This is a genomic window from Micromonospora sp. HNM0581 (genome assembly GCF_012726175.1).
In the GTDB taxonomy this organism is placed as follows: domain Bacteria; phylum Actinomycetota; class Actinomycetes; order Mycobacteriales; family Micromonosporaceae; genus Micromonospora.
Genome location: NZ_JAASAD010000014.1, coordinates 40,084 through 65,769, shown reverse-complemented (window position 1 = coordinate 65,769; position 25,686 = coordinate 40,084). Strand labels below are relative to the sequence as shown.

At 69.3% G+C, this 25,686-nt stretch carries 26 protein-coding genes; 13 read left to right on the top strand and 13 right to left on the bottom strand.

Translation table 11 applies throughout. The annotated features are described in order from the left end of the window. From HCA58_RS17150 to HCA58_RS17140, 3 genes are read left to right on the top strand one after another with little or no spacing between them, the layout of a single operon-like run. Positions 1 to 1,287: a nicotinate phosphoribosyltransferase gene (locus HCA58_RS17150; RefSeq protein WP_169598854.1), complete on the top strand. Its 1,287-nt coding sequence runs from the start codon at positions 1 to 3 to the stop codon at positions 1,285 to 1,287. Positions 1,288 to 1,301: 14 nt separating this feature from the next. Beyond that, complete coding sequence (locus HCA58_RS17145) at positions 1,302 to 1,883, top strand: isochorismatase family protein (RefSeq protein ID WP_169598853.1); 582 nt, start codon at positions 1,302 to 1,304, stop codon at positions 1,881 to 1,883. A gap of 40 nt (positions 1,884 to 1,923) precedes the next feature. Then, positions 1,924 to 3,186, top strand: coding sequence for an MFS transporter (locus HCA58_RS17140; RefSeq protein WP_169598852.1), 1,263 nt, complete (start codon positions 1,924 to 1,926; stop codon positions 3,184 to 3,186). A 142-nt stretch (positions 3,187 to 3,328) separates the two neighbouring features. Here HCA58_RS17140 and ctaD read toward each other — a convergent pair whose 3' ends face one another. Beyond that, a complete protein-coding gene (gene ctaD / locus HCA58_RS17135) occupies positions 3,329 to 5,086 on the bottom strand; it encodes a cytochrome c oxidase subunit I (RefSeq protein ID WP_169598851.1) in 1,758 nt (585 codons plus the stop codon). 117 nt (positions 5,087 to 5,203) lie between these two features. Further along, positions 5,204 to 6,310 (bottom strand): FAD-dependent monooxygenase, encoded by a 1,107-nt coding sequence (locus HCA58_RS17130; protein ID WP_169598850.1) that lies wholly within the window; start codon positions 6,308 to 6,310, stop codon positions 5,204 to 5,206. Between the two features lie 348 nt (positions 6,311 to 6,658). On the opposite strand from HCA58_RS17130, the gene HCA58_RS17125 reads away from it, so the two are divergent. Next, the gene (locus HCA58_RS17125; protein ID WP_169598849.1) at positions 6,659 to 7,798 is read left to right on the top strand and encodes a cellulose binding domain-containing protein; all 1,140 of its coding nucleotides are present in this window, start codon (positions 6,659 to 6,661) and stop codon (positions 7,796 to 7,798) included. Positions 7,799 to 7,970: 172 nt separating this feature from the next. Here the strand turns inward: HCA58_RS17125 and HCA58_RS17120 are convergent, their stop codons facing one another. The 6 genes from HCA58_RS17120 to HCA58_RS17095 form a co-directional block, all read right to left on the bottom strand. Then, on the bottom strand, positions 7,971 to 8,756 hold the full coding sequence (locus tag HCA58_RS17120) for an aldo/keto reductase (protein ID WP_169598848.1): 786 nt from the start codon (positions 8,754 to 8,756) through the stop codon (positions 7,971 to 7,973). A 75-nt stretch (positions 8,757 to 8,831) separates the two neighbouring features. After that, positions 8,832 to 10,628: a glycoside hydrolase family 15 protein gene (locus HCA58_RS17115; RefSeq protein ID WP_169598847.1), complete on the bottom strand. Its 1,797-nt coding sequence runs from the start codon at positions 10,626 to 10,628 to the stop codon at positions 8,832 to 8,834. A gap of 89 nt (positions 10,629 to 10,717) precedes the next feature. Then, on the bottom strand, positions 10,718 to 11,110 hold the full coding sequence (locus HCA58_RS17110) for a cupin domain-containing protein (protein ID WP_169598846.1): 393 nt from the start codon (positions 11,108 to 11,110) through the stop codon (positions 10,718 to 10,720). A gap of 253 nt (positions 11,111 to 11,363) precedes the next feature. Next, positions 11,364 to 11,771, bottom strand: a complete 408-nt coding sequence (locus HCA58_RS17105) for a hypothetical protein (protein WP_169598845.1) — start codon at positions 11,769 to 11,771, stop codon at positions 11,364 to 11,366. A gap of 327 nt (positions 11,772 to 12,098) precedes the next feature. Further along, positions 12,099 to 12,380 carry an adhesin gene (locus tag HCA58_RS17100; protein ID WP_169598844.1) on the bottom strand — a complete coding sequence of 94 codons (282 nt, stop codon included), beginning with the start codon at positions 12,378 to 12,380 and terminating at the stop codon, positions 12,099 to 12,101. Between the two features lie 211 nt (positions 12,381 to 12,591). Then, positions 12,592 to 12,909, bottom strand: a complete 318-nt coding sequence (locus HCA58_RS17095; protein WP_169598843.1) for a hypothetical protein — start codon at positions 12,907 to 12,909, stop codon at positions 12,592 to 12,594. 138 nt (positions 12,910 to 13,047) lie between these two features. On the opposite strand from HCA58_RS17095, the gene HCA58_RS17090 reads away from it, so the two are divergent. From HCA58_RS17090 to HCA58_RS17080, 3 genes are all read left to right on the top strand, one after another. Continuing rightward, positions 13,048 to 14,274 carry a serine hydrolase domain-containing protein gene (locus HCA58_RS17090; protein ID WP_169598910.1) on the top strand — a complete coding sequence of 409 codons (1,227 nt, stop codon included), beginning with the start codon at positions 13,048 to 13,050 and terminating at the stop codon, positions 14,272 to 14,274. Positions 14,275 to 14,408: 134 nt separating this feature from the next. Then, a complete protein-coding gene (locus tag HCA58_RS17085; RefSeq protein WP_169598842.1) occupies positions 14,409 to 15,053 on the top strand; it encodes an NAD(P)H-binding protein in 645 nt (214 codons plus the stop codon). 180 nt (positions 15,054 to 15,233) lie between these two features. Further along, positions 15,234 to 15,425, top strand: coding sequence for a hypothetical protein (locus HCA58_RS17080; RefSeq protein ID WP_169598841.1), 192 nt, complete (start codon positions 15,234 to 15,236; stop codon positions 15,423 to 15,425). Here the strand turns inward: HCA58_RS17080 and HCA58_RS17075 are convergent. Then, positions 15,413 to 16,042, bottom strand: a complete 630-nt coding sequence (locus HCA58_RS17075) for a DUF6642 family protein (RefSeq protein WP_169598840.1) — start codon at positions 16,040 to 16,042, stop codon at positions 15,413 to 15,415. The genes HCA58_RS17080 and HCA58_RS17075 overlap by 13 nt on opposite strands. A 301-nt stretch (positions 16,043 to 16,343) precedes the next feature. On the opposite strand from HCA58_RS17075, the gene HCA58_RS17070 reads away from it, so the two are divergent. Continuing rightward, a complete protein-coding gene (locus tag HCA58_RS17070) occupies positions 16,344 to 17,132 on the top strand; it encodes a M15 family metallopeptidase (protein WP_169598839.1) in 789 nt (262 codons plus the stop codon). Between the two features lie 91 nt (positions 17,133 to 17,223). Here HCA58_RS17070 and HCA58_RS17065 read toward each other — a convergent pair whose 3' ends face one another. Then, the gene (locus HCA58_RS17065) at positions 17,224 to 17,757 is read right to left on the bottom strand and encodes a hypothetical protein (RefSeq protein ID WP_169598838.1); all 534 of its coding nucleotides are present in this window, start codon (positions 17,755 to 17,757) and stop codon (positions 17,224 to 17,226) included. A 209-nt stretch (positions 17,758 to 17,966) separates the two neighbouring features. Then, positions 17,967 to 18,470, bottom strand: a complete 504-nt coding sequence (locus tag HCA58_RS17060; RefSeq protein WP_169598837.1) for a helix-turn-helix domain-containing protein — start codon at positions 18,468 to 18,470, stop codon at positions 17,967 to 17,969. Positions 18,471 to 18,570: 100 nt separating this feature from the next. On the opposite strand from HCA58_RS17060, the gene HCA58_RS17055 reads away from it, so the two are divergent. From HCA58_RS17055 to HCA58_RS17040, 4 genes are all read left to right on the top strand, one after another. Then, on the top strand, positions 18,571 to 19,503 hold the full coding sequence (locus HCA58_RS17055; protein ID WP_169598836.1) for an AAA family ATPase: 933 nt from the start codon (positions 18,571 to 18,573) through the stop codon (positions 19,501 to 19,503). Further along, positions 19,500 to 19,730, top strand: a complete 231-nt coding sequence (locus HCA58_RS17050; RefSeq protein ID WP_169598835.1) for a hypothetical protein — start codon at positions 19,500 to 19,502, stop codon at positions 19,728 to 19,730. Before HCA58_RS17055 ends, HCA58_RS17050 begins: the two co-directional genes overlap by 4 nt. Positions 19,731 to 19,930: 200 nt before the next feature. Continuing rightward, on the top strand, positions 19,931 to 20,944 hold the full coding sequence (locus tag HCA58_RS17045; protein ID WP_169598834.1) for an ATP-binding cassette domain-containing protein: 1,014 nt from the start codon (positions 19,931 to 19,933) through the stop codon (positions 20,942 to 20,944). After that, positions 20,941 to 21,798 (top strand): ABC transporter permease, encoded by an 858-nt coding sequence (locus tag HCA58_RS17040; RefSeq protein WP_169598833.1) that lies wholly within the window; start codon positions 20,941 to 20,943, stop codon positions 21,796 to 21,798. The genes HCA58_RS17045 and HCA58_RS17040 overlap by 4 nt, the downstream gene beginning before the upstream one ends. A 65-nt stretch (positions 21,799 to 21,863) precedes the next feature. Here HCA58_RS17040 and HCA58_RS17035 read toward each other — a convergent pair whose 3' ends face one another. Further along, positions 21,864 to 23,318: an AAA domain-containing protein gene (locus HCA58_RS17035; RefSeq protein ID WP_346776023.1), complete on the bottom strand. Its 1,455-nt coding sequence runs from the start codon at positions 23,316 to 23,318 to the stop codon at positions 21,864 to 21,866. Between the two features lie 110 nt (positions 23,319 to 23,428). Continuing rightward, positions 23,429 to 25,039, bottom strand: a complete 1,611-nt coding sequence (locus tag HCA58_RS17030; protein ID WP_169598832.1) for a DHA2 family efflux MFS transporter permease subunit — start codon at positions 25,037 to 25,039, stop codon at positions 23,429 to 23,431. 324 nt (positions 25,040 to 25,363) lie between these two features. On the opposite strand from HCA58_RS17030, the gene HCA58_RS17025 reads away from it, so the two are divergent. Continuing rightward, on the top strand, positions 25,364 to 25,681 hold the full coding sequence (locus tag HCA58_RS17025; protein WP_169598908.1) for a GYD domain-containing protein: 318 nt from the start codon (positions 25,364 to 25,366) through the stop codon (positions 25,679 to 25,681). Positions 25,682 to 25,686: the final 5 nt, after the last annotated feature.

Sequence of the window (25,686 nt, the reverse complement as noted above, 5' to 3'; positions counted from 1 at the left end):
GTGCACACCCTTCGTCCCGCGCTGCTGACCGACCACTACGAGCTGACCATGGTCAGCGCCGCCCTGCGGGACGGCACGGCTGACCGGCGCTGCGTGTTCGAGGTGTTCAGCCGACGGCTGCCCACCGGCCGCCGGTACGGCGTGGTCGCCGGCACCACCCGCCTGGTCGAACTGATCCGCGAGTTCCGTTTCCAGCCGGCCGAGATCGACTTTCTGCGCCGTACCGGCGTGGTGGACGAAGCGGGCGCCGACTGGCTGTCCCGGTACCGGTTCACCGGCGAAATCGACGGGTACGCCGAGGGTGAGCTCTTCTTCCCCGGCTCACCGATCCTCACCGTCTCCGGCAGCTTCGCCGAGTGCGTGGTGCTGGAGACGCTTGCGCTGTCGGTGCTCAACCACGACTGCGCGGTGGCCGCCGCCGCCGCGCGGATGGTCACCGCGGCCCGCGGCCGGGCGCTCATCGAGATGGGGTCGCGGCGGGCCCACGAGGGGGCGGCGGTCGCGGCGGCCCGAGCTGCCTACCTGGCCGGTTTCCGGTTCACCTCCAACCTGGCGGCGGGGCAGCGGTACGGCATTCCCACCGCCGGCACCGCCGCACACGCCTTCACCCTGCTACACGACGACGAGCGGGCCGCATTCGCCTCACAGGTCGCCACGCTGGGCAAGGACACCACGCTGCTGGTCGACACGTACGACATCAGCCAGGGCATCCGGAACGCGATCGAGGTGGCCGGGCCGGAGCTACGGGCGGTCCGCATCGATTCCGGCGACCTCGCGGTGATCGCCCAGCAGTCGCGGCAGCTGCTGGACTCGCTGGGTGCCACCGAAACGAAGATCATCGTCTCGGGTGACCTCGACGAGTACGCCATCGCGGCGTTGGCAGCCGAACCGGTCGACATGTACGGCGCGGGTACGGCGGTGGTGACCGGCTCCGGCGCACCCACGGCTGGGCTCGTCTACAAGTTGGTCGAGGTCGAGGGGCGCCCGGTGGTCAAGCGCTCCGAGCAGAAGGCCACCATCGGCGGGCGTAAGGTCGCCGTCCGCCGGCACAAGCCGACCGGTACGGCAACTGAGGAGATCGTCGTACCGCAGGGGGTGCCGGACCACCGCCCCAACGACCGACTGCTGCAACGGTCGTACGTCGTCGACGGCGAGCCGGTGCCCCTGCCGACGCTGGACGAGTCACGGGAACACCTGCGCCAGTGCCTGATCTCGATCCCGTGGGAGGGTCTGAAGCTCTCCGCGGGCGATCCGGCCGTCCCGGTCACCGTGGTCCCCGCCGAGTAAGAGGAGTTCAACCGGTGAGCAATGCGCTGATCATCGTGGATGTGCAGAAGGACTTCTGCGAGGGCGGCTCCCTCGCGGTCGCGGGCGGGGCGGGTGTGGCGGCCGGGATCTCCCGCATGCTCGCCACCGAGCCGCACCGCTGGGAGCACGTCGTCGCCACGAAGGACTACCACATCGATCCGGGCACGCACTTCGCCGACTCGCCGGACTTCGTGAGCACCTGGCCCCGGCACTGCGTGGTCGGCACCCCCGGCTCGGAGTTCCACCCGGAGCTGGCGACCGACCGGATCGAGGCGATCTTCCACAAGGGCGAGTACGCCGCCGCGTACTCCGGGTTCGAGGGGCAGGCCGACGACGGTGCGGGTCTGGCCGACTGGCTACGGCGACGCGGCGTGACGCGGGTGGACGTGGTCGGTATCGCCACCGACCACTGCGTACGGGCCACCGCGCTGGACGCCGCCCGGGAGGGTTTCGCCACCACCGTGCTGCTGGACCTGACGGCGGCGGTCGCGCCGGCCTCCACGGACGTGGCGTTGCGGGCTTTCGGCGGGGCTGGGATCACCACGGTCGGCGCCCCTGTGATCAGAGCCGCATGAGCGGCTAATTCGTTGGCAGCGGTGCCTCCGCCGGTCGAGGATGTCGACGGAGGTACCGACCGACGTGAACATGAAGCCTTACCGGGAGGCGCTCGCCCTGCCCGGTCTGCGGTCGCTGCTGCTCGTCGCGGTGCTGGCGCGGGTCCCGCTGACCGCCACCGGTGTCACGCTCACGTTCTACGTCGTGCAGGACCTCGGACGCGGTTACGGTGCGGCCGGTCTGGTCGGTGCGGCGATCACCGTCGGCGCGGCGGTCGGCGGTCCGCTACTCGGCCGTTTGGTGGACCGTCGCGGGCTGCGGCCCGTGCTGGTCCTCACCACGGTGGCGGAGGCCGTCTTCTGGGTGACCGCGCCGGTGTTGTCGTACTACCTGCTGTTGCCGGCCGCCTTCCTGGCTGGCCTGCTGGCACTGCCGGTCTTCTCGGTGATCCGGCAGTCCGTTGCCGCGCTGGTGCCGGCTGAGAAGCGCCGGCCGGCGTACGCACTGGACTCCATGTCGGTAGAGCTGTCGTTCATGATCGGTCCCGCCCTGGCCACGGTGGGCGTCACCACCATCTCGGCCCGCCTGACGCTCTACCTCGTCGGCGCCGGCATCGTCGTCGCCGGGGTGGTGCTGTGGTTGCTCGATCCGCCGGTACGCAGCGCCACCGAGACGTCGACCGGGCCGCAGCCGCGGGTCGCCCGGCGGCAGTGGCTCACCTCACGGTTGGTGGCCGTCTTCGCGGTGAGCGCCGCGGCCACGCTGGTGCTGGGCGGCACCGACGTGGCGGTCATCGCGGTACTGCGGGAGAGCGGTGACGCCGGTTTCACCGGCGTGGTGCTCTCCGTCTGGGCGGTGGCGTCGCTGTTGGGCGGATTCGCCTACGGTGCCGTCCGCCGGTCGTTCTCGCCGGTGGCACTGATGGGCCTGCTGAGCCTCTGCACCGTTCCCGTCGGGTTGGGTGGTTCCCGATGGTGGCTGCTCTGCCTGGCGTTGATTCCGGCGGGGGCGCTCTGCGCGCCGACCATCGCGGCCACCTCCGACGCTGTCAGCCGGCTCGCCCCGGCCGGCGTCCGTGGCGAGGCGATGGGTCTGCACGGTTCGGCAGTAACCGTCGGCATCGCGGTGGGTGCACCGCTGGCCGGCGCGGTCATCGACGCCTCGGCCCCCCTGTGGGGCTTCGCGGTGACCGGCGCGGTCGGCGCCCTGGTGGCCCTCGCGGTGCTGCCGATCGAACTGCGCCACCGCCGTGCGGACGTCGTGACCGTCACCGCAGCCAGTGGCGAGAACACCGCTGCCGCCATCACCTCTGCAGCCTCCTGACCCGTCCCCATGCGGTGTGTCCGGACCAGAGCGGGTCAGGGCCGCGAAACGGCAGACGGCAGAGCCGGCTGCGGCTGCGGGCGAGACGATGGGCGCCGACCCCCGGCAAGGGGTCGACGCCCATCGTGCGTGGCAGCGGTGGTCAGCGGCGGTCGACGTCGCTGGCGACATCCTCGGTGTAGCTGGCACCGCCGTCGGCTTCGCTGGTCAATGGCTTGGAACCGCCCTCGGGTGGAGCGGCCAGGGTCTGTCCGGCGGCCAGTTCCGGGAACTTGTGGTCGAAGGCCGGCCGCTCGGAGCGGATCCGCGGCATCCGGTCGAAGTTGCGCAGCGGCGGCGGCGACGTGGTCGCCCACTCGAGCGAGTTCCCGTGCCCCCACGGGTCGTCGACCTCGACCACCGGGCCGGCCTTGTACGACTTCCAGCAGTTGTAAAGGAACGGCAGCGTCGAGATGCCGGTGATGAACGCGCCCACCGTGGAGATCATGTTCAGCGTGGTGAAGCCGTCGCTGGGCAGGTAGTCGGCGTATCGCCGGGGCATGCCCTCGCTGCCCAGCCAGTGCTGCACCAGGAAGGTCATGTGGAAGCCGATCATGGTCAGCCAGAAGTGGATTTTTCCGAGCCGCTCGTCGAGCATCCGGCCGAACATCTTCGGGAACCAGAAGTAGATCCCGGCGAAGACCGCGAAGACGATCGTCCCGAAGAGGACGTAGTGGAAGTGAGCCACCACGAAGTACGAGTCGTGCAGGTGGAAGTCGATTGGCGGGGCGGCCAGCAGCACCCCGGTCAGCCCACCGAGCAGGAAGGTGACCAGGAAGCCGACGGACCAGAGCATCGGCGTCTCGAAGCTGATCTGCCCCCGCCACATGGTGCCGATCCAGTTGAAGAACTTCATGCCGGTCGGTACGGCGATGAGGTAGCTCAGGAAGCTGAAGAAGGGCAGCAGTACCTGACCGGTGGCGAACATGTGGTGCGCCCAGACGCTCATCGACAGGCCGGCGATGGCGATGGTGGCGGCCACCAGACCCTTGTAGCCGAAGATCGGCTTGCGGGAGAAGACCGGAATGATCTCGCTGATGATGCCGAAGAACGGCAGGGCGATGATGTAGACCTCAGGGTGGCCGAAGAACCAGAACAGGTGCTGCCACAGCATCGGCCCGCCGGTCTCCGGACTGTAGACGTGTGCACCCAGCAGCCGGTCGGCGGCCAACGCGAACAGCGCGGCGGCCAGCAGCGGGAAGACCAGGATCGCCAGGAGGCTCGTGACGAGCATGTTCCAGGTGAAGATCGGCATCCGGAACATGGTCATGCCGGGCGCGCGTAGGGTCAGGATCGTGGTGATCAGGTTGACCGCGCCGAGGATGGTGCCCAGACCGGAGACGGCCAGACCGACCACCCACATGTTGGCGCCGACACCCGGAGCATGCTCGCTGGTGCTGAGCGGGGTGTAGGCGGTCCAACCGAAGTCGGCGGCCCCACCCGGGGTGAGGAAGCCGGCGGTGGCCATGGTGCCGCCGAACAGGTACAGCCAGTAGGCGAAGCTGTTCAGCCGCGGGAAGGAGACGTCGGGAGCACCGATCTGGATGGGCACGACGTAGTTGCCGAACGCGAACACGATGGGCGTCGCGAAGAACAGCAGCATGATCGTGCCGTGCATCGTGAAGAGCTGGTTGTACTGCTCAGGCGAGAGGAACTGCAGCCCGGGCCGGGCCAGCTCGGCCCGCATGATCAGGGCCATCAGGCCACCGATCATGAAGAACACGAACGCGGTGACCATGTACATGATCCCGATCTGCTTCGCGTCCGTGGTCCGCAGCAGCCGCGCGATGGCCGACCCCTTGACCGGCTCCCGGACCGGCCAGGGCCGGGTCACGACCGGCTTGGGTGCGACGGTGGTCACGAGGGGCCTCCGGTTCTGGGTTGTCCCGCTCGGCACGCGCTGACTCGGCGGGCCGTCATCCGCAAGGAGGATAGTCCCCGGCAGGTGACAGCACCGCGTGGGGTCGCCCGGAGGTGATCACAGCGGGCCGAGAAGCAGCCGGTAGTGCTCCCCGAAGATGCGGTCGCCGCGCCCGCGCAGCAACGGGTCACGCAACGCCGGGGGCACGTCGCGGGTCCGGTTGCGGTCCCGGGTCCGGTCCTGCACCCATCGGGTACGCGGGCGGCGCCGGCTCTCGTACGCGGTGAGCGCCGCCTCGACGCTGCCCGCCGCGCTCAGCGACTCGGCGAGCACCACCGCGTCCTCAAGTGCCATCGCGGCCCCCTGGGACAGGGTCGGCGCGGTGGCGTGGGCGGCGTCGCCGACCAGCAGCACCCGGCCCCGGTGCCAACGCCCGAGGGTGACCTCGTCGGTCGTGGTGACGTGCACCCGGTCGAGCGCGTCCAGCACCTCCGGCACCGGTCCGCCGTATTCGTCGAACAGCTCACGCAGCCGGGACAGCGGGTCGGCCGGCAGGTCGGTGCCAGCCTCGTCGGCGTAGCAGTGCAGCCGGCCGGCACCGATCGGCACCACGAGGAAGCCGCACCGCCGCCCGAGCAGGGCGGTCCACTCGTCGACCGTCGGGCCGTCGCGGACGATCCCGCGGTAGACCACCTGGCCGGCCGGCCGGGGCGGACCGCCCAGCGCGGCCAGCGCCCGGATCGACGAGCGGGGCCCGTCGGCACCGATCACCAGGTCGTACTCGGTCTGGGTACCGTCGACGAAGGTGACACCGACGGTGGACGGCAGTAGGTCTATGGTGCGCACCTCCGCGCCGTGCCGGACCGCACCCCCGGCGCCGCTGAGCAGGACCCGGTGCAGGTCGGAGCGGGCCAAGGCCCGGCACTCCCCGACCTCGGCCCAGAGCGCGTCGAGGTCGACCTCGCAGAGCGGCGTACCTGTCGAGTCGAGGAACCGCTGCCGGTGGACGACGTTCCCGTACGGCCGGACGGGGTCGTCGAGGTCAAGCCGGCGCAGTGCGCGTGCCGCGTTACCGGGAAGGTACAGGCCGGCGTCGGTGGGGTCGTGTGACGGCGCCTTGTCGGTGAGGTCCGGCCGAAAGCCTGCCAGGCGCAGCGCCCGGGCCACGGCAAGCCCGGCGATGCCCGCGCCGACGACGAGGATGCGCAGGGGGGAGCCACGCATAGGGGTGTACGCCTCCGGAGGGGTTCGGCACGCGTTGAAGGCAAGAGACTACTCGGAGCAATCGGTGCACACCAGAGGCAACCGGTCCACCTCCGGCACCCCTCGACACCGCCCGAGCGGCCCATCGGGGCCGGTCACCAGCCATCCGGAGCCACCTGCTACCCGATGGTGGCGTCCGTGACACATGTAGCAAACGGTACTAAGCACCCGAGCCGGTTGCGGCGACCGTTTCGGGGAGGTAAATGTGACGATTGTCGGGAGCTCTCCCGAGCTGTCAGGCCACGTTCCCGACCGTTCCGTCCGCACCCGTCCCCGACGTCCGGGCGACGCCGCAGCGCTAGGAGCATCATGAGACGTACCCTGCGGGCCATCGTGGCCGTCGGCCTCGCCGCCGCCGGCTCGATCGTCACGGTGGCCCTCGGCGGAACCGCCTCCGCCGACACCCAGATCTGCGAGCAGTACGGCTCCACGGTCATCCAGAACCGGTACGTGGTGCAGAACAACCGTTGGGGCACCACCGCCCAGCAGTGCATCGACGTCACAAGCAACGGCTTCGAGATCACCACACAGAACGGCAGCAGGCCGACCAACGGCGCTCCGACGGCGTACCCGTCGGTCTTCCTCGGCTGCCACTACACCAACTGCTCCCCCGGGACCAACCTGCCGATCCAGGTCAGCCAGATCAGCAGCGCGACCAGCAGCATCAACTACCGGTACGTGAGTGACGGCACCTACAACGCCTCGTACGACATCTGGCTCGACCCGTCCCCCAAGCGCGACGGCGTGAACCAGATGGAGATCATGATCTGGTTCAACCGGCAGGGCCCGATCCAGCCCATCGGCTCCCCGGTCGGCAACGCCACCATCGACGGACGCACCTGGCAGGTGTGGCGGGGCAGCAACGGCGCCAACAACGTCATCTCGTACCTGGCACCATCAGCCATCAGCAGCGCCAACCTGAACCTGCTGGCGTTCATCAACGACACCCGTAACCGGGGCGCGATCACCAACTCGTGGTACCTGACGAGCATCCAGGCCGGCTTCGAGCCCTGGCAGGGCGGCGTCGGTCTGGCCGTGACGAACTTCTCGGCCGCCGTGAACGGTGGCGGTAACCCGACCACCCCGCCGCCGAGCAGCCCGCCACCCACCACGCCGCCGCCCTCGGGCAACGGCCCGTGCACGGTGAAGTACACGGCCAACTCGTGGAACGGCGGGTTCACCGCCGACGTGCAGATCACCAACACCGGTTCCAGCACCATCAACGGCTGGACCCTTGCCTACACCCTGCCCTCCGGCCAGCGGATCACCAACTCCTGGAACGCCACGGTGAGCCAGAGCGGCCAGACGGTTACCGCCCGCAACGTCGGCCACAACGGCACGATCTCGCCCGGCGGCACCGCCAGCCTCGGCTACCAGGGCACGCTCAGCGGCTCGTACTCCAACCCCACTGCCTTCACCCTCAACGGCGCCACCTGCTCCCGCTCCTGACAAACGTCCGCCGGGGGGTGCGGCGCCCACCGCACCCCCCGGACCAGGCCGTCCGACGTCACCGCCGGTGGCCCCACCCGGGGTTGCTCCGTGGTGACACGAACTCGCAGGTGGCGTACCGCCTACCGATGGCGACCCAGGCCGCGGGGACCATCGGCTACGCGCAGACGGGTCAGGAGCCGAGGGCGTCGATGTCTCGCATCTCCTCGGGGGTCAGGGAGAAGCCGAAGATGTCCGCGTTGGCGCGGATCCGTTCCGGCGTCACCGACTTGGGGATTGCCACGATCTCGTGGTCGAGGTGCCAGCGCAGCACCACCTGGGCGGGCGAGACATCGTGGGCGTCGGCGATCCGGGTCAGCACCGGGTCGGACAGGTCGGTGGTCTTGAACGGACTGTAGCCCTCCAGCACCACCCCACGGTCACGGTGCTCGGCATGCCGCTGCCGGTCGTAGAGCCGGGGCCCCCACTTGATCTGGTTGACCGCCGGGGCCTCCTCGGTGGCCTGGATCAACTCGTCGATCTGGGCGGTGCTGAAGTTGCTGACCCCGACGGTGCGGGCCAGGTTGTCGTCGCGGGCTGCGAGCATCTCCCGCCAGACCGGGATCAAATCGCCAGCGTCGTTCGGTGGCCAGTGGACCAGCCACAGGTCGACGTAGTCCACGCCGAGCGTACGCAGGCTCTCCTCGATCGTCTTCCGTTCCCAGCCGACCCGCTCGGGTGGGAGCTTGGTGGTGATGAAGATGACTTCCCGGCGCAGCCCGCTGTCCCGGACCGCCCGGCCGACCTGCTCTTCGTTGCCGTACATGGTGGCGGTGTCGATGTGCCGGTATCCGGAGTCGAGTGCGGCGAGCACGGCCCGGTAGCCGTCCTCGCCGGTGGCCTGCCAGGTACCGAAGCCGAGCAGGGGAATCTGGACACCCCCAGGGAGAACTGCGGTGCAGTGATCACTGTGGTTCATGTCGACCGTTCTACCCCCGTTGACGCTCGACATGCCCATGATCGGGAGCACGGCCGTCTTCCTCTGACGTGTCAGTCACTCACCGGTGGGGTCGGTGAGCCGCCACGCGGCGTTGACCTGACCGATGTGGGACAACGCCTGCGGTGTGTTACCGAGGTGCGCCCCGGTGGCCGGATCGATCTGCTCGCTGAACAACCCGACGTCGTTGGCATGCCCGCTGATCTGTTCGAACAGCCGGGCAGCGCGCTCGTGGTGGCCGGCCAACACCAGACACTCGACGAGCCAGAACGAGCAGAGTACGAAGCCGGCCGGGTCATCGCCCCAACGGTGGATCAGTCCGTCCGCACCGCCGAGTTCCCGCTCCACCGCCTCGATGGTCGCCCACATCCGAGGATCAGTCGCCGGCAGGAATCCCACCACCGGTAGGTACAGGGCCGACGCGTCCAGGTCCGTCGACCCGAAGGCACCGGTGAAGACACCCCGACGCGCGTCGAAGCCGTCCCGCAGGACGGTGGCCCGGATCTCGTCCCGGATCGCGGCCCAGCGGCGTACCTCCGCCCGCTCCCCCAACTGCGGGGCCAGCCGCACCGCCCGGTCCATCGCCACCCAGCAGAGCACCTTCGACGACAGGTAGTGCCGCTCCTGGTCGCGTGGTTCCCAGATGCCCCGGTCGGGTAGCCGCCAGGTAGCGGCCACCTGCTCGGTGAGGCCGACCACCATGTCCCGCACCTCGGCGGAGAGCTGGTCGCCGAGATAGTCACGCAACCGCCACACGGCCGAGACGACCTCGCCCGGCACGTCGAGCTGCCGTTGCCGCCAGGCATCGTTGCCGACGCGTACCGGCCGGCTGGCGGCGTACCCGGTCAGGTGCGGGCGGTGGTGCTCGGAGACGTCCCGCTCCCCCTCCAGCCCGAACAGCACCGGCACCGGATCCGAGTCGATCCGGCCGATCGACCGGGCCGCCCACTCGAACAGGCGGGACGCCTCGGTCGGGCAGGCCGCGACCCACAACGCTCGTACGGTCATCGCGAAGTCCCGGAGCCAGCAGAAGCGGTAGTCGTAGTTGCGATCACCGCCGATCCGTTCCGGCAGCGAGGTGGTCGGTGCGGCGGCGACGGCACCACTGCGGGCGTAGGTGAGGCCGGTGAGGACCGTGGAGCTGTGCCTGACCGCGCCGGGATACCGCCCGTCGTAGCGGTGACTTTCGCGGAACGCCTGCCAGGCCAGCACGGTGTCGGCGAGCGTTCGGACCGGGTCCAGCCGAGCGGGTGGTCCGCCGTAGGCTGGGGCGTACGCCAGGTCGAAGCCGAGGACCTGTCCCTTGCCGACGGTGAAGGTGTGCCACACCCGGTCATGGTCGGCGTGTAGCGGCAACCCGGCGCAGTTCAGCACCAGCTCGACCGGGCCGGCCGAGGCCGCCACCGCGCCGCCGGGTAGTTCCCGCAGATACGGGGCGAGCAGGCCGTACTCCGGTCGTGGCCGGTAGTCCAGCGCCATCGTGACCCGGCCGGACAGGCCCTCGACGACACGGACCAGTACGGCAGGGGAGTGCATGCCGAGCTGGTGCGCGCGGGCCCCCGTCTCGGCGGCGAGCGCGTCGGTGACGGCGACGCTTCCCTCAGCGGTGTGGTGCACGGTACGCAGCACCAACGTGTCCGGCTGGTAAGAGCGCTGCACCCGATGACCGGGTTGCCCCGCGGCCCTCGGGGCCAGACGCCAGTGCCCGGCGTCCGGGTCGAGAAGTCGACCGAAGACGGAGGGCGAGTCGAACCGGTTCGGGCACCACCAGTCGATCGAGCCGTCCCTGCTGACCAGCGCACCTGACCGGCAGTCGGAGAGGTACCCGTAGTCGGAGATCGCTGGCTGCCGCATGCGGTCGGCGTACCCGGGATCCCGGGGCTCATCACGCCCCCGAGGATGTCCGCCGGCCCGGCCGGGCCGGGCCGGGCCGGCGAAACGGTTCAGGAGGTCGGCGGCTCGTCCTCGCCGGCTGCCTCTGCGGCGTCTGCTTCCTCCTTGGTGCGGTGGACAGCCTGGTCGGCGTGCTCCGGCGGACCGTAGACGGTGTACAGCACCAGCGGGTTCGGCCCGGTGTTCACGAAGTTGTGCCGGGTGCCAGCCGGGACGACCACCAGGTCGCCCTGCGCCACGGCACGCTTCTCGCCGGCCACCTGCGCCTCACCGGCGCCACTGACGAAGGTGAGGATCTGGTCGATGTCCTCGTGGACCTCCTCACCGATCTCACCGCCGGGTGGGATCGTCATGATCACCAACTGGGTGTGCTCCCCGGTCCACAGCACCCGCCGGAAGTCCGGGCTCTTCTCGGCGACAGTTGCGATAGTGAAGTGCTCCATGCCCAATCAGTACCCCGTCGCGGGCTGCTCCACGCCGGGGTTCGCAGATGGTGGAATTGGCCACCGTCTGCGGGTTTGGACCGCGTCCGATCGGGGATCGACATGACCGACCGGTGCGGCCGGTCATGCCAGGTCCCCACTGACGTACCGCCGTACGGCTGCGGCGGTGGGAGACGGTCGAGCGCGGCGCGGTTTCGACCTCAGGGTCAACGGCGCCGCGCGCTCGTGTGCGACGGCAGTCGGACAGTACGTCTCAGGAGAACACGGCCAGGTGGAAGGGACGGTCGGCGGCCGTTCCGACACCGTCGAAGGTGGTCACGAAGACGGCGTTCGGAATGTTGGTACGCCCGGCCACCGCGATCTGACCGGCCGGGGCCAGCCCGGAGCTTCCGGTGAGACCCACGGTGCCGACCAGGCTGGCTCCGGTGACGTCCTGATCGAACACCACCTGATACATCCCGGTGCGCAACCGGTTGGCCGCCGCCGCGCCCAGTCCTCGGATCAGGAAGCCGTCGGCGCTGACCACGGCGAAGAGCACCCTCGCGGTCAGCGGCATACCGGTATCGGCACAGGTGGTGTGTTCCGCCTCCGCGTGGGCCGTGGCCTCGTCGCCCGGCACCGGCTGAGGTACTTCTCTGCCCCTGGCTCTCGCGCTGGACATCGGACTCCTTTCCCGACCCGGCCGAGCGGTCCTGGGCGTGCTGAGTCGTAGCGGGAAGTAAAGGACGATCAGCACCGATCAGCCCCCTTTGTGCCTCGAACGTATGTCGCGTTCCCTGTCGACAGCCAGGTCATCTGCTGTCCGATCAAGGACATGCGCCCGTCCGGTCGGGGCCGCCAGCCCATGGTGCGCGAGGACTACGGGTTCTCCGTCCGTCAGCTCCGGCCAGCTCGGTGCAGCCAGGACAGCAGGTCCGGCGGAGCGAGGGCGGCAACCCGGGCGTGGTAGCGGGCACGCGCCGCCGCGTCGGGCACCGCGTGAGGACATCTACTCCTGCTCGGTGAACCCGAACTGCACGACACCCTCATCGTCGACGGTCGCGTCGACCGAGGCATCGCCGAGCAGGTCGGCCGCGTCGGAATCGAGGAAGATCCGGGCACCCTGGTTGTCGACCACCTGATCACCCTCGACTGGCGCGGGTACCAACTCGACGCTGAGCGAACCGGCGGTGGTGTCCGCGGCGATACGTACCCCGCCGCCCTCGGAGACGTCCTGTTGCGCGGCTAGATCACGGATCACCAGGACGGCATTGTCGGTCATCGTGAGCATGGTGGGGACTCCTCATGGGTTTCCGGGTTCCCGAGCGGTGCCACTCACCGCCGCATCGGGGCAGCTCAAGGCCCATCCAGCCCCCACGGTGCCTGCTGTGCAGGCCCTCGTCAAATAGAGCGATGTCAGCGCGACGCGAGGCATGACCGCCTGGTGTGCGGGTACCACGGTCGGTTGCGTCTCACGCAACCGTCGGGATCTCGCGCGTCGATCAGGCCGGGGGGCGGGGCGGCAGTGCGGCAGCCGGATCGCCGCGCTCGATGAGCGCGGCGATGTCGGCGTCGCGGAGGCCACGCAGCGCAAGCACCCGAGTGCCCCAACGGTGCAGCCGACACGGGTGCGGGCTGGCGTCGTTGCGGCAGACCGTGCCCCCGGACCAGCGTCGAGGTGCGTGTACCACGACAGCCCGCACGGCGAACTGGGCATCCTCGGCGGTCACGTACGGCGGCAGCGGAATATCCCGCAGCACCGTTCCGGTCCGCTCAGCGACGGGCGGGGCGAGAGAGGTCGTGCTGTTGCTGACGTTCATCGGCCAAACCTCCACACAGGACAATTAGAAACGGACAGCAGCACGTTACGACCCGGTCGACCCGCAGTGACGGACAAACTGTCCCGTAGGGTCAGCCGGTCGCCATCCCCCTCGGCCGGTAGGTTGCGTGGGGTGAGCATGACACCCAGCGTTGCGGCGGAAACGGTCGGATTCGACCCGACCCGACTGGCCCGGATCGACGAGCATTTCGCCGGCTACGTCGACGCCGGCCGACTCGCCGGCTGGCAGACGGTGGTCACCCGGCGCGGCGAGATCGTGCACAGCTCGACGTACGGGCTGCGGGACCGCGAGGCGGCCACCCCGGTGGGGCCGGACACCCTCTGGCGGATCTACTCGATGACCAAACCGATCACCTCGGTCGCAGCGATGATCCTCTGGGAGGAGGGCCGCTTCGAGCTGACCGACGAGATCGGGCGCTGGCTGCCCGAGTTCGCCGACATGCGGGTCTACTCGAAGGGTTCGACGCTCAAGCCGTACACCGTGCCGGCGGTCGAACCGATCCGGATCTGGCACCTGCTCACCCACACCGCCGGACTCACCTACGGTTTCATGCAGACGTCGGTGGTCGACGGTCTGTACCGGGCCGCCGGCTACGACCTCTACCCACCGGCCGAGGTCGACCTGGCGCAGGCCTGCCGGGTCTTCGGCGAGCTACCGCTGCTGTTCCAGCCCGGCACCGCCTGGGGCTACTCGGTCGCCACCGACGTACTCGGTCGGCTGATCGAGGTGGTCTCCGGGCAGAGCCTGGACGTCTTCCTCACCGACCGGATCCTGCGCCCACTCGGCATGGACGACACACGTTGGCACGTCGACGGCACCGACGCGGAGCGGCTGGCCGCCCTCTACGTGCCGGACCCGGCGTCCGGTCGCGCGGTACGGCACGACACCCTCGGCGCACTGGCGTACGAGAAGCCGATGTTGCTCTCCGGCGGCGGTGGGCTGATCTCGTCAGCCGCCGACTACCACCGTTTCACCCAGCTGCTGCTGCGCGGCGGCGAGTTGGACGGCACCCGCCTGCTCGGTCCCCGGACGGTGCGTTTCATGACTCGCAACCACCTCCCCGGCGGGCAGGACCTGGGCACCCTGTCCGTGGGCGGGTTCGCTGAGACCAACCTCGACGGCATCGGGTTCGGTCTCGGCTTCGCCGTCGTCGACGATCCCGTGCCGAGCCGGGTACCGAGCAGCGTCGGCGAGTACTACTGGGGTGGTGTGGCCAGCACCGCGTTCTGGGTCGACCCGGTCGAGGAGATCACCGCCATGTTCTTCACCCAGCTGATGCCGTCGAGCACCTGGCCGCTCCGCCCGCAGCTTCGCCAGCTCGTCTACTCGGCGCTCGTCGGCTGAGCGCCGGAATCACCGTTCGACCGGCGACCGACGAGCGAGCTACCTAGCCTGGGAGGCGTGAGCGAGCTCGCGAAGGAACCGTCAGGCCCAACAGTGGTCGCCCCGCGCGGCCGTCGCACGTACCGGGCCTCGGCGTGAGCGACGTCGTGGTGTTCGGTGCGGCGGGCACCGCGGGTTCCCGGATCGTCAGGGAGGCGTTCGACCGGGGACATCGGGTGGTGGCCGCGGTACGCCGCCCCGAGGCGGACGCGTCGTACCTGCCGGCCGGGGTCCGGGTCGTCACCGGGGACGCGACGAGTGAGCGCAGTGTGCGGGAGCTGGCCTCGGAGGCCGACGCGCTCGTGGTCGCGATCGGCGGTGGTGACCGTTCGCTGTGGCCCGACGCGGCGCGCAGCGTGCTCGGCGCGTTGCGCGGGATGCCGGCGGCTCCCCGGGTGATCCACGTGGGTGGCGGGGCCACCCTGCTCGGCCCGGACGGTGTCCAGCTCTTCGACGACCCGGACTTCCCCGAGGAGTACCGTGACGCGGCGCAGGGTCAGGCGGCTGCTCTGGACGTCTACCGCTCCTCGGCCGACGGGGTGATCTGGACGTATGTCAGCCCGCCGCCACTGGAGTTCCGTCCGGGCGAACGCACCGGCCGCTACCGCACCGGCACCGACCGACCCGTGACCGACGCGCAGGGCCGTAGCGTGCTCAGCTACGAGGACCTGGCCGTGGCGGTGATCGACGAGATCGAGAACGGGCGCTTCCGGAACATGCGTTTCACCGCCGCGTACTAAGCTCTGATCTTGAGCAACGACGGGCCGTCGGATAGATCAAAGTCTTTGTGACCCAGCCGTCGCACCCCTGACGCGCGGGTTGGACCTCGAATCAGGCGCACCGACCACCGACACTCACCCCCGCACGACCGGATCGTCGTCGCGCAACTGTCAGCCCGGCGGGCCCTGCAACATCTGAAGGTGTTCTCCGAGGACATCGGTCCCCGGATCGGCGGCACCGACTCGGAGCGCCGGGCGGCGCACTACGTCGCCGGTCAGCTCGACCGGTTGCGCTCTGACACCACGTTGCAACGCGCTGCGCCCCGACCCCGGGTCAGCGTTCCGGGCGTCATGCGTGTCGTCGCTCGTTCTACCGGCAGTCAGGCGTGCTGACCGGCGGACGGCTGGCTGGGTACGCGCAGGCGCATCGACGGTCGCCAGGCTCGACCGTTCGCGTAGATGATCCGGAAACCCAGGTACGAGGCGAGCGGTGCCCAATGCGCCGAACCCATTCGCAGTTCGGCGGCGTTGTGCCGGCGGCCGTTGGCGAGCACGTCGAGCAGCACGGTCTCGAAGGCCGCCGACTCGACCCAGTCCACCTCGCGGGTGAAGCCGCAGATCAACGCGGCGCCGGTGACGTCGAGGAAGTCCCGCAGCACCGGCTCGGGCGCGCGGAGCACCGAGCAGCTGCCGAAGTAGAGGCGTCGTCCCTCGCAGCGCCCGGCCATCAGCTCGGCCACCTCGGTCAGCTCGACCGAGTGCCAGTCGGTGAGGCAGAGCCGGTTCGGCTCGCCGTGCATGGCGAAGAACCCCAGTCGATGGTCGGCGTACTGCTTGAGCAGCCAGCGGTCGATGAAGTAGAACAGTTCGTCCCGGGTGGCCGCGTCCTTGTGGATGAAGCGGACCTTACCCAGTCGTTCGAGTAGTTCCAGGGTGGGCAGCACGGATCCGCGTTCGTTGAGATCGCGGTGCCACTGACCCTCCACGCAGAAGATGCCACCACGCGCCACGTCCGCCTCCCCGTCGTCGCCAGCGGTGACGTTACCGGCCCGGTCGGCACCGGGAACATCACCCTCCGTGCCGCTGATTGTGAACTTCCGCGCTGATTCGGCTCATCTGTAACTGCTCAGCGCCGATTGTCGGCTTCTCATACGGGCCGAATTCCCAGGTGATACTCAGGTACGGCTAATTGTGAGGACAATTCTCGTTATCCCCTCCAATTGGGCCCGTCCGGTGCGAGGGTGGATCCACGGGACAGCCCGGTCGAAGTCCCGGACGCTTCCCATTCACTCTCCAATCGGGAGGACTTCTGTGCGCGTACACACCTTCAAACGGGCAGTCGTCGCCCTCGCCCTGGCCCTGCCGGGCGCCGCGATCGCCTCGGTGGTCGCCGCGCCAGCGGCCCATGCCGACGGCTGCTACACCTGGAACCGCACCCTCTACCAAGGGCGCTCCGGCAGCGACGTACGTCAGCTGCAACTACGGATTGCCGGCTGGGCCGGCAACAACGACATCGTGGAACTTGACGGGAGGTTCGGCCCGAAAACCGCTGCTGCGGTTCGCCGATTCCAGTCCGCGTACGGCCTCGAAGTCGACGGGATCGCCGGGTCACAGACGTACGGGAAGCTGTACCAGATCCAGGACGACAACTGCACGCCCCGGCACTTCAGCTGGAGTGAGATGGACGAGGGCTGTGGCGGCAGCGGATGGACGGGTGGTCCGCTGAGCAGCGGACAGACCCGGCAGAACGCGCTGGAGACCATGTGGAAGCTGGAGGCGCTACGCAAGAGCCTCGGCGACAAGCCACTCATCGTCACCAGCGGGTTCCGTAGCCGCACCTGCAACAACCAGGTGGGCGGGGCGTCGGACAGCCAGCACCTCTACGGCAACGCCGCCGACCTCGTCTCGCGCGACAGGTCCCTGTGCCAGGTCGCCCGCCAGGCCCGCAACCACGGGTTCAGCGGCATCATCGGGCCGGGCGTGTCCGGTCACAACAGCCACGTCCACGTCGACTCGCGGCGGGAGAACAACCAGGACCGCAGCGCCAACAGGACCTACTGGGCGGCACCCGACTGCGGAATTCCCGCCGGATACCGCTGATCGCGAGGTGCATCGCGACGCCGGCCCGGGCGCGGGTGGGGAACGACCGCGCACTCCGGGCCGGCGTCGTACCGCCGACGAGTGGATCCGCTCAGCTCGCCCGCGGCCAGCGCGGCGCGGTGGCGGGGGGTGCCACCGGCCGGCCGGAGCCGGGTGTCCGCACCCCGGTGCGCCCGACCGGTGCGGCCACCCGGGGAGCCGGGCCACGCGCCGGGTAACCGGGGGCGCGGTCGGGTCGTCCCGGATGACCGGCGGCCCTCGGCGGATAACCGGCGGCCCGGTCGGTGCCCGGCGGACGCGCGGCGGGCGTACGGCCCGCCGACGGCCCGTTGATCAGGAATGGGAACGGCACGTGCACGAATGGATTTCCGTGCCGGATGAGGGCGTCGAGCTGTCGCTCGTTGAGCCCGTGGTTCAGCAATACCTTCCGACCCCAACGATGCAACCGGCAGGGGAACCGGGCACCATCGTTGCGGCACAGCGCACCGGACGGCCATTCCTCGGCCGCGTGCACGACCACCGCCCGGACAGCCAACCGGACATCCTCAGGGGTCAACGGCGTCGGGACCGACAACTCTCCGAGAATCAGATCGATGGGATCCGTCGACTGCTCATCAACTCGCACGGCAGACCTCCCGCAGCTCCGGTAGCGGTGCGCTTCAGCACCGCACCTCAGTCATAGGTACGGCCGTCACAGCGAGTTCGTTCAAACCGTTTTCTCGGCATTGTGAGGAACTGTGCGTCGGCCTGTTCCGTTCCTGCGTAGTGGTCCGCGACGCTGACAGGACCGCACTTCTTACGCGTGGCGTGCTCCCTGGAACGTGGTGGGTGCGGTCAGCGGGCGGCGGCGCAGAGGATGGCCAGCAACGGCACCACCCGCTCGGCGGGGACGTTGTACCGGCCCCGACCGGCGCTGCGCAGCCAGCCGGCAGCGGTGAGCTGACGCAGGTGGTGGTGCAGCTGACCAGTGGTGCCGAGTTCTTCGATTCCGGCCAGTTCGGCGGTGCTCTGCCGGCTGCCGAGGATCTCGCGTAGCAGCCGCAGACGGACCGGATGGGCCAGGGCGGCCAGGACGGCTGGTAGCTCGGCCCAGTCGCCGTCCAGCAGGTCGTCGACGCCACGGCCGTACTGCCAGTCGTAGCGCTGCTCACCGAGACGCACCGTGCCGGTGTAGAGCACGGCGCCCGTGCTGTCCTCGGGTAGGCGCTGCTTGAGCCCGTCGAGCGCCCAGAGGATCCCTTCCGGGGGCGGTGCCGGTGCGTCCGGAACGCCGATCCGCTCGACCAGGTCAGCCACCTGTGCTTCCAGCGCGGCCAACCGCGCTTCCACATCCACCATAATTCGATGATACGAACTTACGTAGTTACATGCAAGCTGGGGAAGATCGACTTTGTACCGGGCAGCCCGCTACCGTCAGTCGTCTTGGGGAGGTACGTCGATGTACGTCGTGTCCGTGATCAACTACAAGGGTGGGGTCGGCAAGACCACCGTGACCGCCAACCTCGGCGCCGAACTGGCCAACCGGGGGATGAAGGTGCTGCTCATCGACCTTGACCCACAGGCCAGCCTGACCTTCGGCTTCTACGACCCGGACGACTGGCGGGAACGGCTACGCGACAGCCGGACAGTGAAACGGTGGTACGACAGCCTGCGCGAAGGCAGCCCGTCAGTCACACTCGGTGACCTCGTGGTGTCGCCTGGCCCCGCGAATGCCCGGCTCAGCGGCACCGGCCGGCTCGACCTGATCGCCTCGCATCTGCAACTGGTGGACATCGACCTGGCCCTGGCCCGCAGCGTCGCCGGTGGCGAGGAGTACGACGCCGAACTGTTCCGGGTCCGAGGTTCGTTGGCCGAGGGACTGCTCGCCGACGGACTCGAACCGTACGACATGGTGCTGATCGACTGTCCACCGAACTTCAACGTGGTCACCCAGTCGGCCATCATCGCCAGCGACCACCTGGTCATCCCGGCCCGAGCCGACTACCTGTCCACCCTCGGCATCGACTACCTGCACGGCAACGTACGGGAACTCGTCGAGCAGTACAACGCCGACGCCCGCCGGTTCGCCACCGTACGCCGGCACCAGAAAGTCGCCCCCGGTGTCGCGGGCGTGGTCTTCACGATGATCCAGTTGCTGTCCCAGCAGCCCATCGCCACTCATCAGAACTACATGAACCAGGTCCGCAACCTCGGCCTGCCGGTCTTTCCGACCGCGCTACGGGAAAATGTCACCCTCTACGCCACGAACACCCCGCGCGGCGTTCCGGTGGTGCTCCGTGACCGCGTCACGGTGTCTGCGGTACGCGACGAACTGCGCCGCCTCGCCACGGAGTTCATCGACCACCTGCAACCGGAACGGCAGTCGGCGTGAACGGCCGGGACGACCTGTCCAGTGCCGTCGACCGGCTGGCGACGATGACCAGCCGAGCCGACGGCACCGCGTACCTCTCCGCGTGGCCACTGCGTGACCTGCGGGGACTGGCCGCACGGCTGGACCTGCGCGGCGTCGGTGGGCTACGCAAGGCCGACCTGGTCGAGCGGCTGGTCGAGCACGCCATCGGCTACCGCCTCATCTCCACCGCGCTCCGCCTCCGCTGATCCTCCCGGTACGGGGGTTAGCCGAGACCGCCGCAGTCGCCCGCCGACGAGGTGAACCGACCACTCCCAACGGCCACAGTCGTTGTAGCTGTCGAGTGGCCACCGAAACGGCACAATCTGTCGTACCCGTGGGATGTGGTGGGCACCGGGTTCGTGACGGCCCGTACACCGGCGTGACGATCGGAAGGACGCACGTAGTCATGAGTAGACGCACCACTGGGCCCGCCATCGAGGCCGAGGGCCTGACCCGGTCGTTCGGCGAGACCCGTGCGCTCGCCGGCCTCGACCTGAAGGTTCCGGCCGGCGCCGTGTACGGGCTGCTCGGCCCGAACGGGGCGGGCAAGACCACTGCGGTACGCGTACTGGCCACCCTGCTGCGCCCGGACGGCGGGCAGGCCCGGGTGTTCGGTCACGACGTCGTCGCCGCGGCCGACGCGGTACGCGCCCGGGTCAGCCTCACCGGGCAGTACGCCTCGGTGGACGAGGACCTGACCGGCGTCGAGAATCTGGTCCTGCTGGGCCGACTGCTCGGGTTGACCAAGTCCGCCGCCCGGCAGCGGGCGGAACAGTTGCTGGCCGCGTTCGGGTTGACCGAGGCGGCTGGGCGGCAGGTGAAGAAGTACTCGGGTGGCATGCGGCGACGTGTCGACATCGCGGCGAGCATCCTCAACACACCGGATCTGCTTTTCCTCGACGAGCCGACGACCGGATTGGACCCGCGAAGCCGTAACCAGGTGTGGGAGATCGTCCGGGCGGTGGTCGCGCACGGCACGACCGTCCTGCTCACCACGCAGTACCTGGACGAAGCCGACAAGCTGGCTAGTCGGATCGCGGTGGTCGACCACGGCCGGGTGATCGCGGAGGGTAGCCCGGGCGAGTTGAAGTCGTCGGTGGGCTCCGGCACCGTCCACCTGCGGCTGCGCGACGCCGACCAGCGACCCGAAGCCGAACGGCTGCTGCAGGCGACGCTTGGCGGGCCGGTCCAGGTGGAGGCTGACGCGGTGGCGATCACCGCCCGCGTCGGGGGCGACGGCAGCGAGCTGGATGCCAGCGCGCAGGCCGCCCGGGCGCTCGGCGAGCTGTCCCGGGCCGGGATCATGGTCGACGACTTCTCCCTCGGCCAGCCGAGCCTGGACGAGGTCTTCCTGGCACTCACCGACCGCCCGGCCGTGCCGGTCACCGACGAGCGGGACGAACTGGAGGCAGCCCGATGAGCAGCGACACCGCCACCTCGACCGGCCCGGTGCCGACGGTCTTCGTACCCTCGTCCGAGGCGCTCGCGACAGTTCTCGCGCCGAGCACCCGACCGCCCCGGCCGAGTCCTCTGTCGGCCTCGCTGACCTTCAGTTGGCGTGCCCTGCTGAAGATCAAGCACGTGCCGGAGCAGCTGTTCGACGTCACCGCCTTCCCGATCATCATGGTGCTGATGTTCACGTACCTGTTCGGCGGCGCGCTCGCCGACAGTCCCCGTGACTATCTGCAGTTCTTCCTGCCGGGCATCATGGTGACGAGCGTCGTGATGATCACCATGTACACCGGTGTCGGGCTGAACACCGACATCGAGAAGGGTGTCTTCGACCGGTTCCGGACGCTGCCGGTGTGGCGGCCCGCCGCACTGGTGGGCATGATCGTCGGTGACGTGCTGCGCTACGTCCTCGCCGCGCTGGTGATCCTCACCGTCGGGCTGGTGCTCGGCTTCCGCCCCGACGGCGGCGTCCCCGGCGTCCTCGCCGGCATCGGTCTGCTGGTCGTCTTCTCCTTCGCGTTCTCCTGGGTCTGGACGTTCTTCGGGCTGGTCCTACGCAGCGAGAAGTCGGTGATGGGGGCCAGCATGATGGTGCTGTTCCCACTGACCTTCCTCAGCAACGTCTTCGTCGACCCGTCCACCATGCCCGGCTGGCTCCAGGCTTTCGTCAAGGCGAACCCGATCACACACCTGGTGTCGTCGGTACGCGCGGCGATGGCCGGCACCACGGACGCCTCGGCAATGATGTGGATCGTGCTCTGGAGCGCCGCCTTCATCGTGGTCTTCGGCACCCTGACCATGTACCGGTACAACCGCCGGTGAGTGCACCACCGTCGCTCACGAGTTGGTGGCGCTGTCCACGGACGGACACGCCGCCAACCTCGTGGTCAACTGTTCGAGGGCCGCAGAGCTGACATGCCGTGAGGCAGCGGCGGGGCCACCGTGTCGAGGTGGGCGAGGATGGCCTGGTTGGCCTCCCAGCCGTCGGGGAACCGGACCGGCGCGTCCAGTTGCGGCGCCTCGGTCGACGGGTGGGCGTCCAGCAGCTCACCGATGCCGGAGCGGGCCACCACCAGGCAGGCGTGCCGGTGTCGGGAGGTGAGCACGCAGAGTCGCCCCGATTCCAGGTGGAATGCGGTGGCGTCACGCCGGCCGGAAAGCGGGTGCAACACGACCGTCACGTCGTACTCCCGACCCTGGAGGCGGTTGGCGGTGTCGACGGTGATGTCCGCGCCGGCCTCGCCGAGGCGAGCGCGAATCGCCGCGACCTGGTCACGGTGGGCGGCACCGACGGCGATACGGTCCACGCTGACCGGCGCACCGTCGGGCGCCTGTTCACTGACCGCGACCGCCCCACGACGCAACACCCGCAACGCGAGTGCGGCACAGGCGGCAGCGGCCTCCCCGTCGGTACGCAGGGTGTGCCGGGCCGGCAGTTCGTACAGCGCCCAGCCGGTGGCGGCGGCCATCTCCACCGCCCCGTCGACGGCGTCACCCGAGCCCGCCCCGGTGAGGTGCAGTGCCCGGTCGTTCGGGCCGGTGCCGGCGCGGAAGCCGGTGAACGGGTAGAACGCGCGGGACACGACCGGGGCCGCTGAGGCCGGCAACCGCCAGGAGACCGGCAGCCGATGCACCGGAAGATGCGGGTTGTGCCGCAGCAGCACCGCGACCGCCGACTGCATCGGGTCCCAGGTCAACCCGGCCCACCGACCGGTCTCCACAGTGGAAAACGGGTCGAGCTGCCCCGGATCACCGACGAACAGGGCCCGTTCGAACCTGCCTGCCACCCTCAGCAGGGAATCCGAACGCATCTGGTACGCCTCGTCCACGATCGCCCACGGCCAGCAGCCCTCGGTGACTGTCGCCCACTTGGCCGCGGTCCCGATCACCACAGGCGAGGCGGCCAGATCGCCGACCTTCGCGGCGACCCGGACCTGTGAATGCGCGCGTACCCGTGCCGACGGCCGGTAGTCGCCAGCCGAGAGCCGTCCGAGCAGCAGCTGCGGCGCCTTCGTAGCGAGCCGATCGATCAGGTCATCAACCTGCTCGTTCGTCTGCGCGATGATCATTAACGGCTCGCCGGAGGGTGACCCGTCGCCCCCCGGGTCGCGCCGACCCGAACCTTCAGCCCCCGCCCAGTGACCACCAGGTGACTTGGTACCACCGGCGATGTCCACCGCAGCCCGCACCACCAGTGTCGATTTTCCGGCCCCCGGCGGCGAATCGACCACCACGCCCCGGTGTTCCCCCGACCGCAGGTCCGCCAGCACAGCAGTGATCACCCGCTCCGCCTCGACCGCAGGCGGCACCGCCAACTCCGACGTCAACCCGATCTCCCCCACCGGCCGCACCCTACCGGTCCGATGCGCCGCCACCGCTCGGCCGCAGCGGATGCGCGACACCTGCACCGGCCGAGACGGGTCCGGTAGGGCGGACAGGAAAGGACGGACGGTCAGTGGACGATGACCGGGACCTTCGGCTGGTCGCCCGGCTGGTCACCGGGCTCCTCGTCGAGCAGGTGGGACCGCTCCCGCCGTCTGGGCAGGAACGCTGCCGGGACGAAGGTGGCTGCCACCAGGGCGAACGCTACCCAGAAGGTGGTGGCGAAGGAGTTGGCGGCGTAGTCCAACCCGCGCTCGATCAGTGACGGGTCGGGGACCTGCTGGGCCAGTTCGGGCCGCTGCTGGGCGGCGATCGCCAGGCCGGCCTCGGTGACCGGGTTGCCGTTCTCGTCGGTCAGTTCGGGTATCTGCCGGGAACCGTTCAGCTCGTTGGTGAGGATCACCGACATGACTGCGGCACCGACGGAACCGCCGATCTGCTGGAGGATGTTCAGCAGGGTGGATCCGCGGGCCACCTCGTGCCCGGTGAGCGTCTTCAACGCCGAAGTCATGACGGGCATCATCGTGCCACCCATGCCCAGGCCCATCACGAACAGCGAGCCGCAGATAAGCACGTAGGAGGTCTCCGCGTCTACCTGGGTGAAGGTGAAGAACCCGGCGAGGATGAGCAGCAACGCGAACGGCACCGTCCGGCCGACCGGCACCTTGTCGGCGAGCATGCCGGCGATCGGCATGGTGACCATGGCACCGAGCCCTTGCGGGGCGATCAGCAGACCTGCGTGCAGCGTCGACTCACCGCGCACCTGGAGGAAATAGCTGGGGAACAGCAGCCCGGCGCCCATGAAGGCGATGATGAAAACGAACATGGTCAACGCCGCGATGGTCAGCCGGCGGTTGCGGAACAGCCGCAGGTCGAGCAGCGGATGCCGGGGCTTGAACGAGTAGATGACGAACGCCACCACAAGCACGGCACCGATCAGCATCGGCCCCCACACCTCGGGGTCGGTGAAAGTGCCGGCCTCGGGCAGCGTGGAGACGCCGTACAGGAAGAGAGCGAGACCCGGCGAGAGCATCAGCATGCCGAGGAAGTCGAACGACTCGGAGGGCTGCGGGCTGTCCTTCGGCAGGGCCAGCTGCGCGTAGACCAACGCGACGATGCCGATCGGCAGGTTGATCAGGAAGATCCAGTGCCAGCTCGCCACGTCGATCAGCCAGCCGCCCAGGATCGGTCCACCGATCGGGCCGAGCAGCATCGGGATGCCGAGCACGGCCATCAGTCGGCCGATCCGGTTCGGCCCGGCAGCCCGCGTCATGATCGCCATACCGATCGGCATGAGCATGCCTCCACCGAGGCCCTGCAACACCCGGTACGTGATCAACTCGCCGATCGAGTCGGCGGTGGCGCAGAGGCCCGAACCGATGGTGAACAGCGCCAGGGCCATCATGTAGAGGCGTTTGGTGCCGAACCGGTCCGCTGCCCACCCGCTGAGCGGGATGACCGTGGCCAACGCGAGCGTGTAGCCGGTCATCGTCCAGGCGACGCGGGCGTACGACGCGTCGAACTCGCTCTGGAACGTCGGTAGGGCGACGCTCACCACCGTCACGTCGAGGATCGACATGAGCGCACCGAGCACCACGACGCCGGCCACCTTGAGTACCGCGGCGTCGAGCTTGTCCGAGGTCGGGACAGGCTGTGGTGCCGCGACGGATTGCTGTGTCACGAAGTCTCCTGTTGTCGGAGTGACCCGGATGGACGGGCGGTGGTCGCCGAGGCGACGCCCTGGGTGGGCGGCACATCACGCGGGGCGGGTGGGCTCGAAACGGGACATCGGGTGAGCCCGAAGCGCACATTAGCCTTCACCGGCGACACTCCGCTGCCGGTTTTGCACCCAACGCATTGTTCTGTGAGCACGGCCACGCCACCCGGCAGTCGTGGCCGGCGCACCGCCGTGACACCTGCACACGTGCGTAAGTGAGCGGAGAAGGGGTAGGCGCGGCGAACCCGGTGGAGGCACCAGCAGCGCGGGGAAGGTGGAGCCGACGTGGTGAAGTTCCTGGTCGCGGCGAATTACACGGTCAAGGGAATGGCAGGGTTGGCGAAGGACGGCGGAACGGCACGGGCCGAGGTGATCCGCGCCCTCGTCGAGAACGCCGGTGGGCACGTGGAGGCCCTGTACTTCGCGTTCGGCCCCTACGACCTGTATGTCATCTGCGAGGTACCGGACAGCGTGACGGTCGCCGCGTTCGGCATCATCGTACGGGCGGCCGGCGGCGTCGACCTCATCATCGTTCCGCTGCTGACCAGCGAAGAGATCGACGCTGCCGCCCGGCTACCGGTGAGCTACCAGCCACCCGGCCAGTGACTCCT

What these genes read in the sequence shown, in the direction of transcription:
- HCA58_RS17140 (WP_169598852.1), top strand. Translation starts at nt 1,924, where the DNA reads ATGTCGACGGAGGTACCGACCGACGTGAACATGAAGCCTTACCGGGAG.
- HCA58_RS17130 (WP_169598850.1), bottom strand. Translation starts at nt 6,310, where the DNA reads ATGCGTGGCTCCCCCCTGCGCATCCTCGTCGTCGGCGCGGGCATCGCC.
- HCA58_RS17125 (WP_169598849.1), top strand. Translation starts at nt 6,659, where the DNA reads ATGAGACGTACCCTGCGGGCCATCGTGGCCGTCGGCCTCGCCGCCGCC.
- HCA58_RS17120 (WP_169598848.1), bottom strand. Translation starts at nt 8,756, where the DNA reads ATGAACCACAGTGATCACTGCACCGCAGTTCTCCCTGGGGGTGTCCAG.
- HCA58_RS17115 (WP_169598847.1), bottom strand. Translation starts at nt 10,628, where the DNA reads ATGCGGCAGCCAGCGATCTCCGACTACGGGTACCTCTCCGACTGCCGG.
- HCA58_RS17110 (WP_169598846.1), bottom strand. Translation starts at nt 11,110, where the DNA reads ATGGAGCACTTCACTATCGCAACTGTCGCCGAGAAGAGCCCGGACTTC.
- HCA58_RS17105 (WP_169598845.1), bottom strand. Translation starts at nt 11,771, where the DNA reads ATGTCCAGCGCGAGAGCCAGGGGCAGAGAAGTACCTCAGCCGGTGCCG.
- HCA58_RS17100 (WP_169598844.1), bottom strand. Translation starts at nt 12,380, where the DNA reads ATGCTCACGATGACCGACAATGCCGTCCTGGTGATCCGTGATCTAGCC.
- HCA58_RS17095 (WP_169598843.1), bottom strand. Translation starts at nt 12,909, where the DNA reads ATGAACGTCAGCAACAGCACGACCTCTCTCGCCCCGCCCGTCGCTGAG.
- HCA58_RS17090 (WP_169598910.1), top strand. Translation starts at nt 13,048, where the DNA reads ATGACACCCAGCGTTGCGGCGGAAACGGTCGGATTCGACCCGACCCGA.
- HCA58_RS17060 (WP_169598837.1), bottom strand. Translation starts at nt 18,470, where the DNA reads ATGGTGGATGTGGAAGCGCGGTTGGCCGCGCTGGAAGCACAGGTGGCT.
- HCA58_RS17055 (WP_169598836.1), top strand. Translation starts at nt 18,571, where the DNA reads ATGTACGTCGTGTCCGTGATCAACTACAAGGGTGGGGTCGGCAAGACC.
- HCA58_RS17045 (WP_169598834.1), top strand. Translation starts at nt 19,931, where the DNA reads ATGAGTAGACGCACCACTGGGCCCGCCATCGAGGCCGAGGGCCTGACC.
- HCA58_RS17040 (WP_169598833.1), top strand. Translation starts at nt 20,941, where the DNA reads ATGAGCAGCGACACCGCCACCTCGACCGGCCCGGTGCCGACGGTCTTC.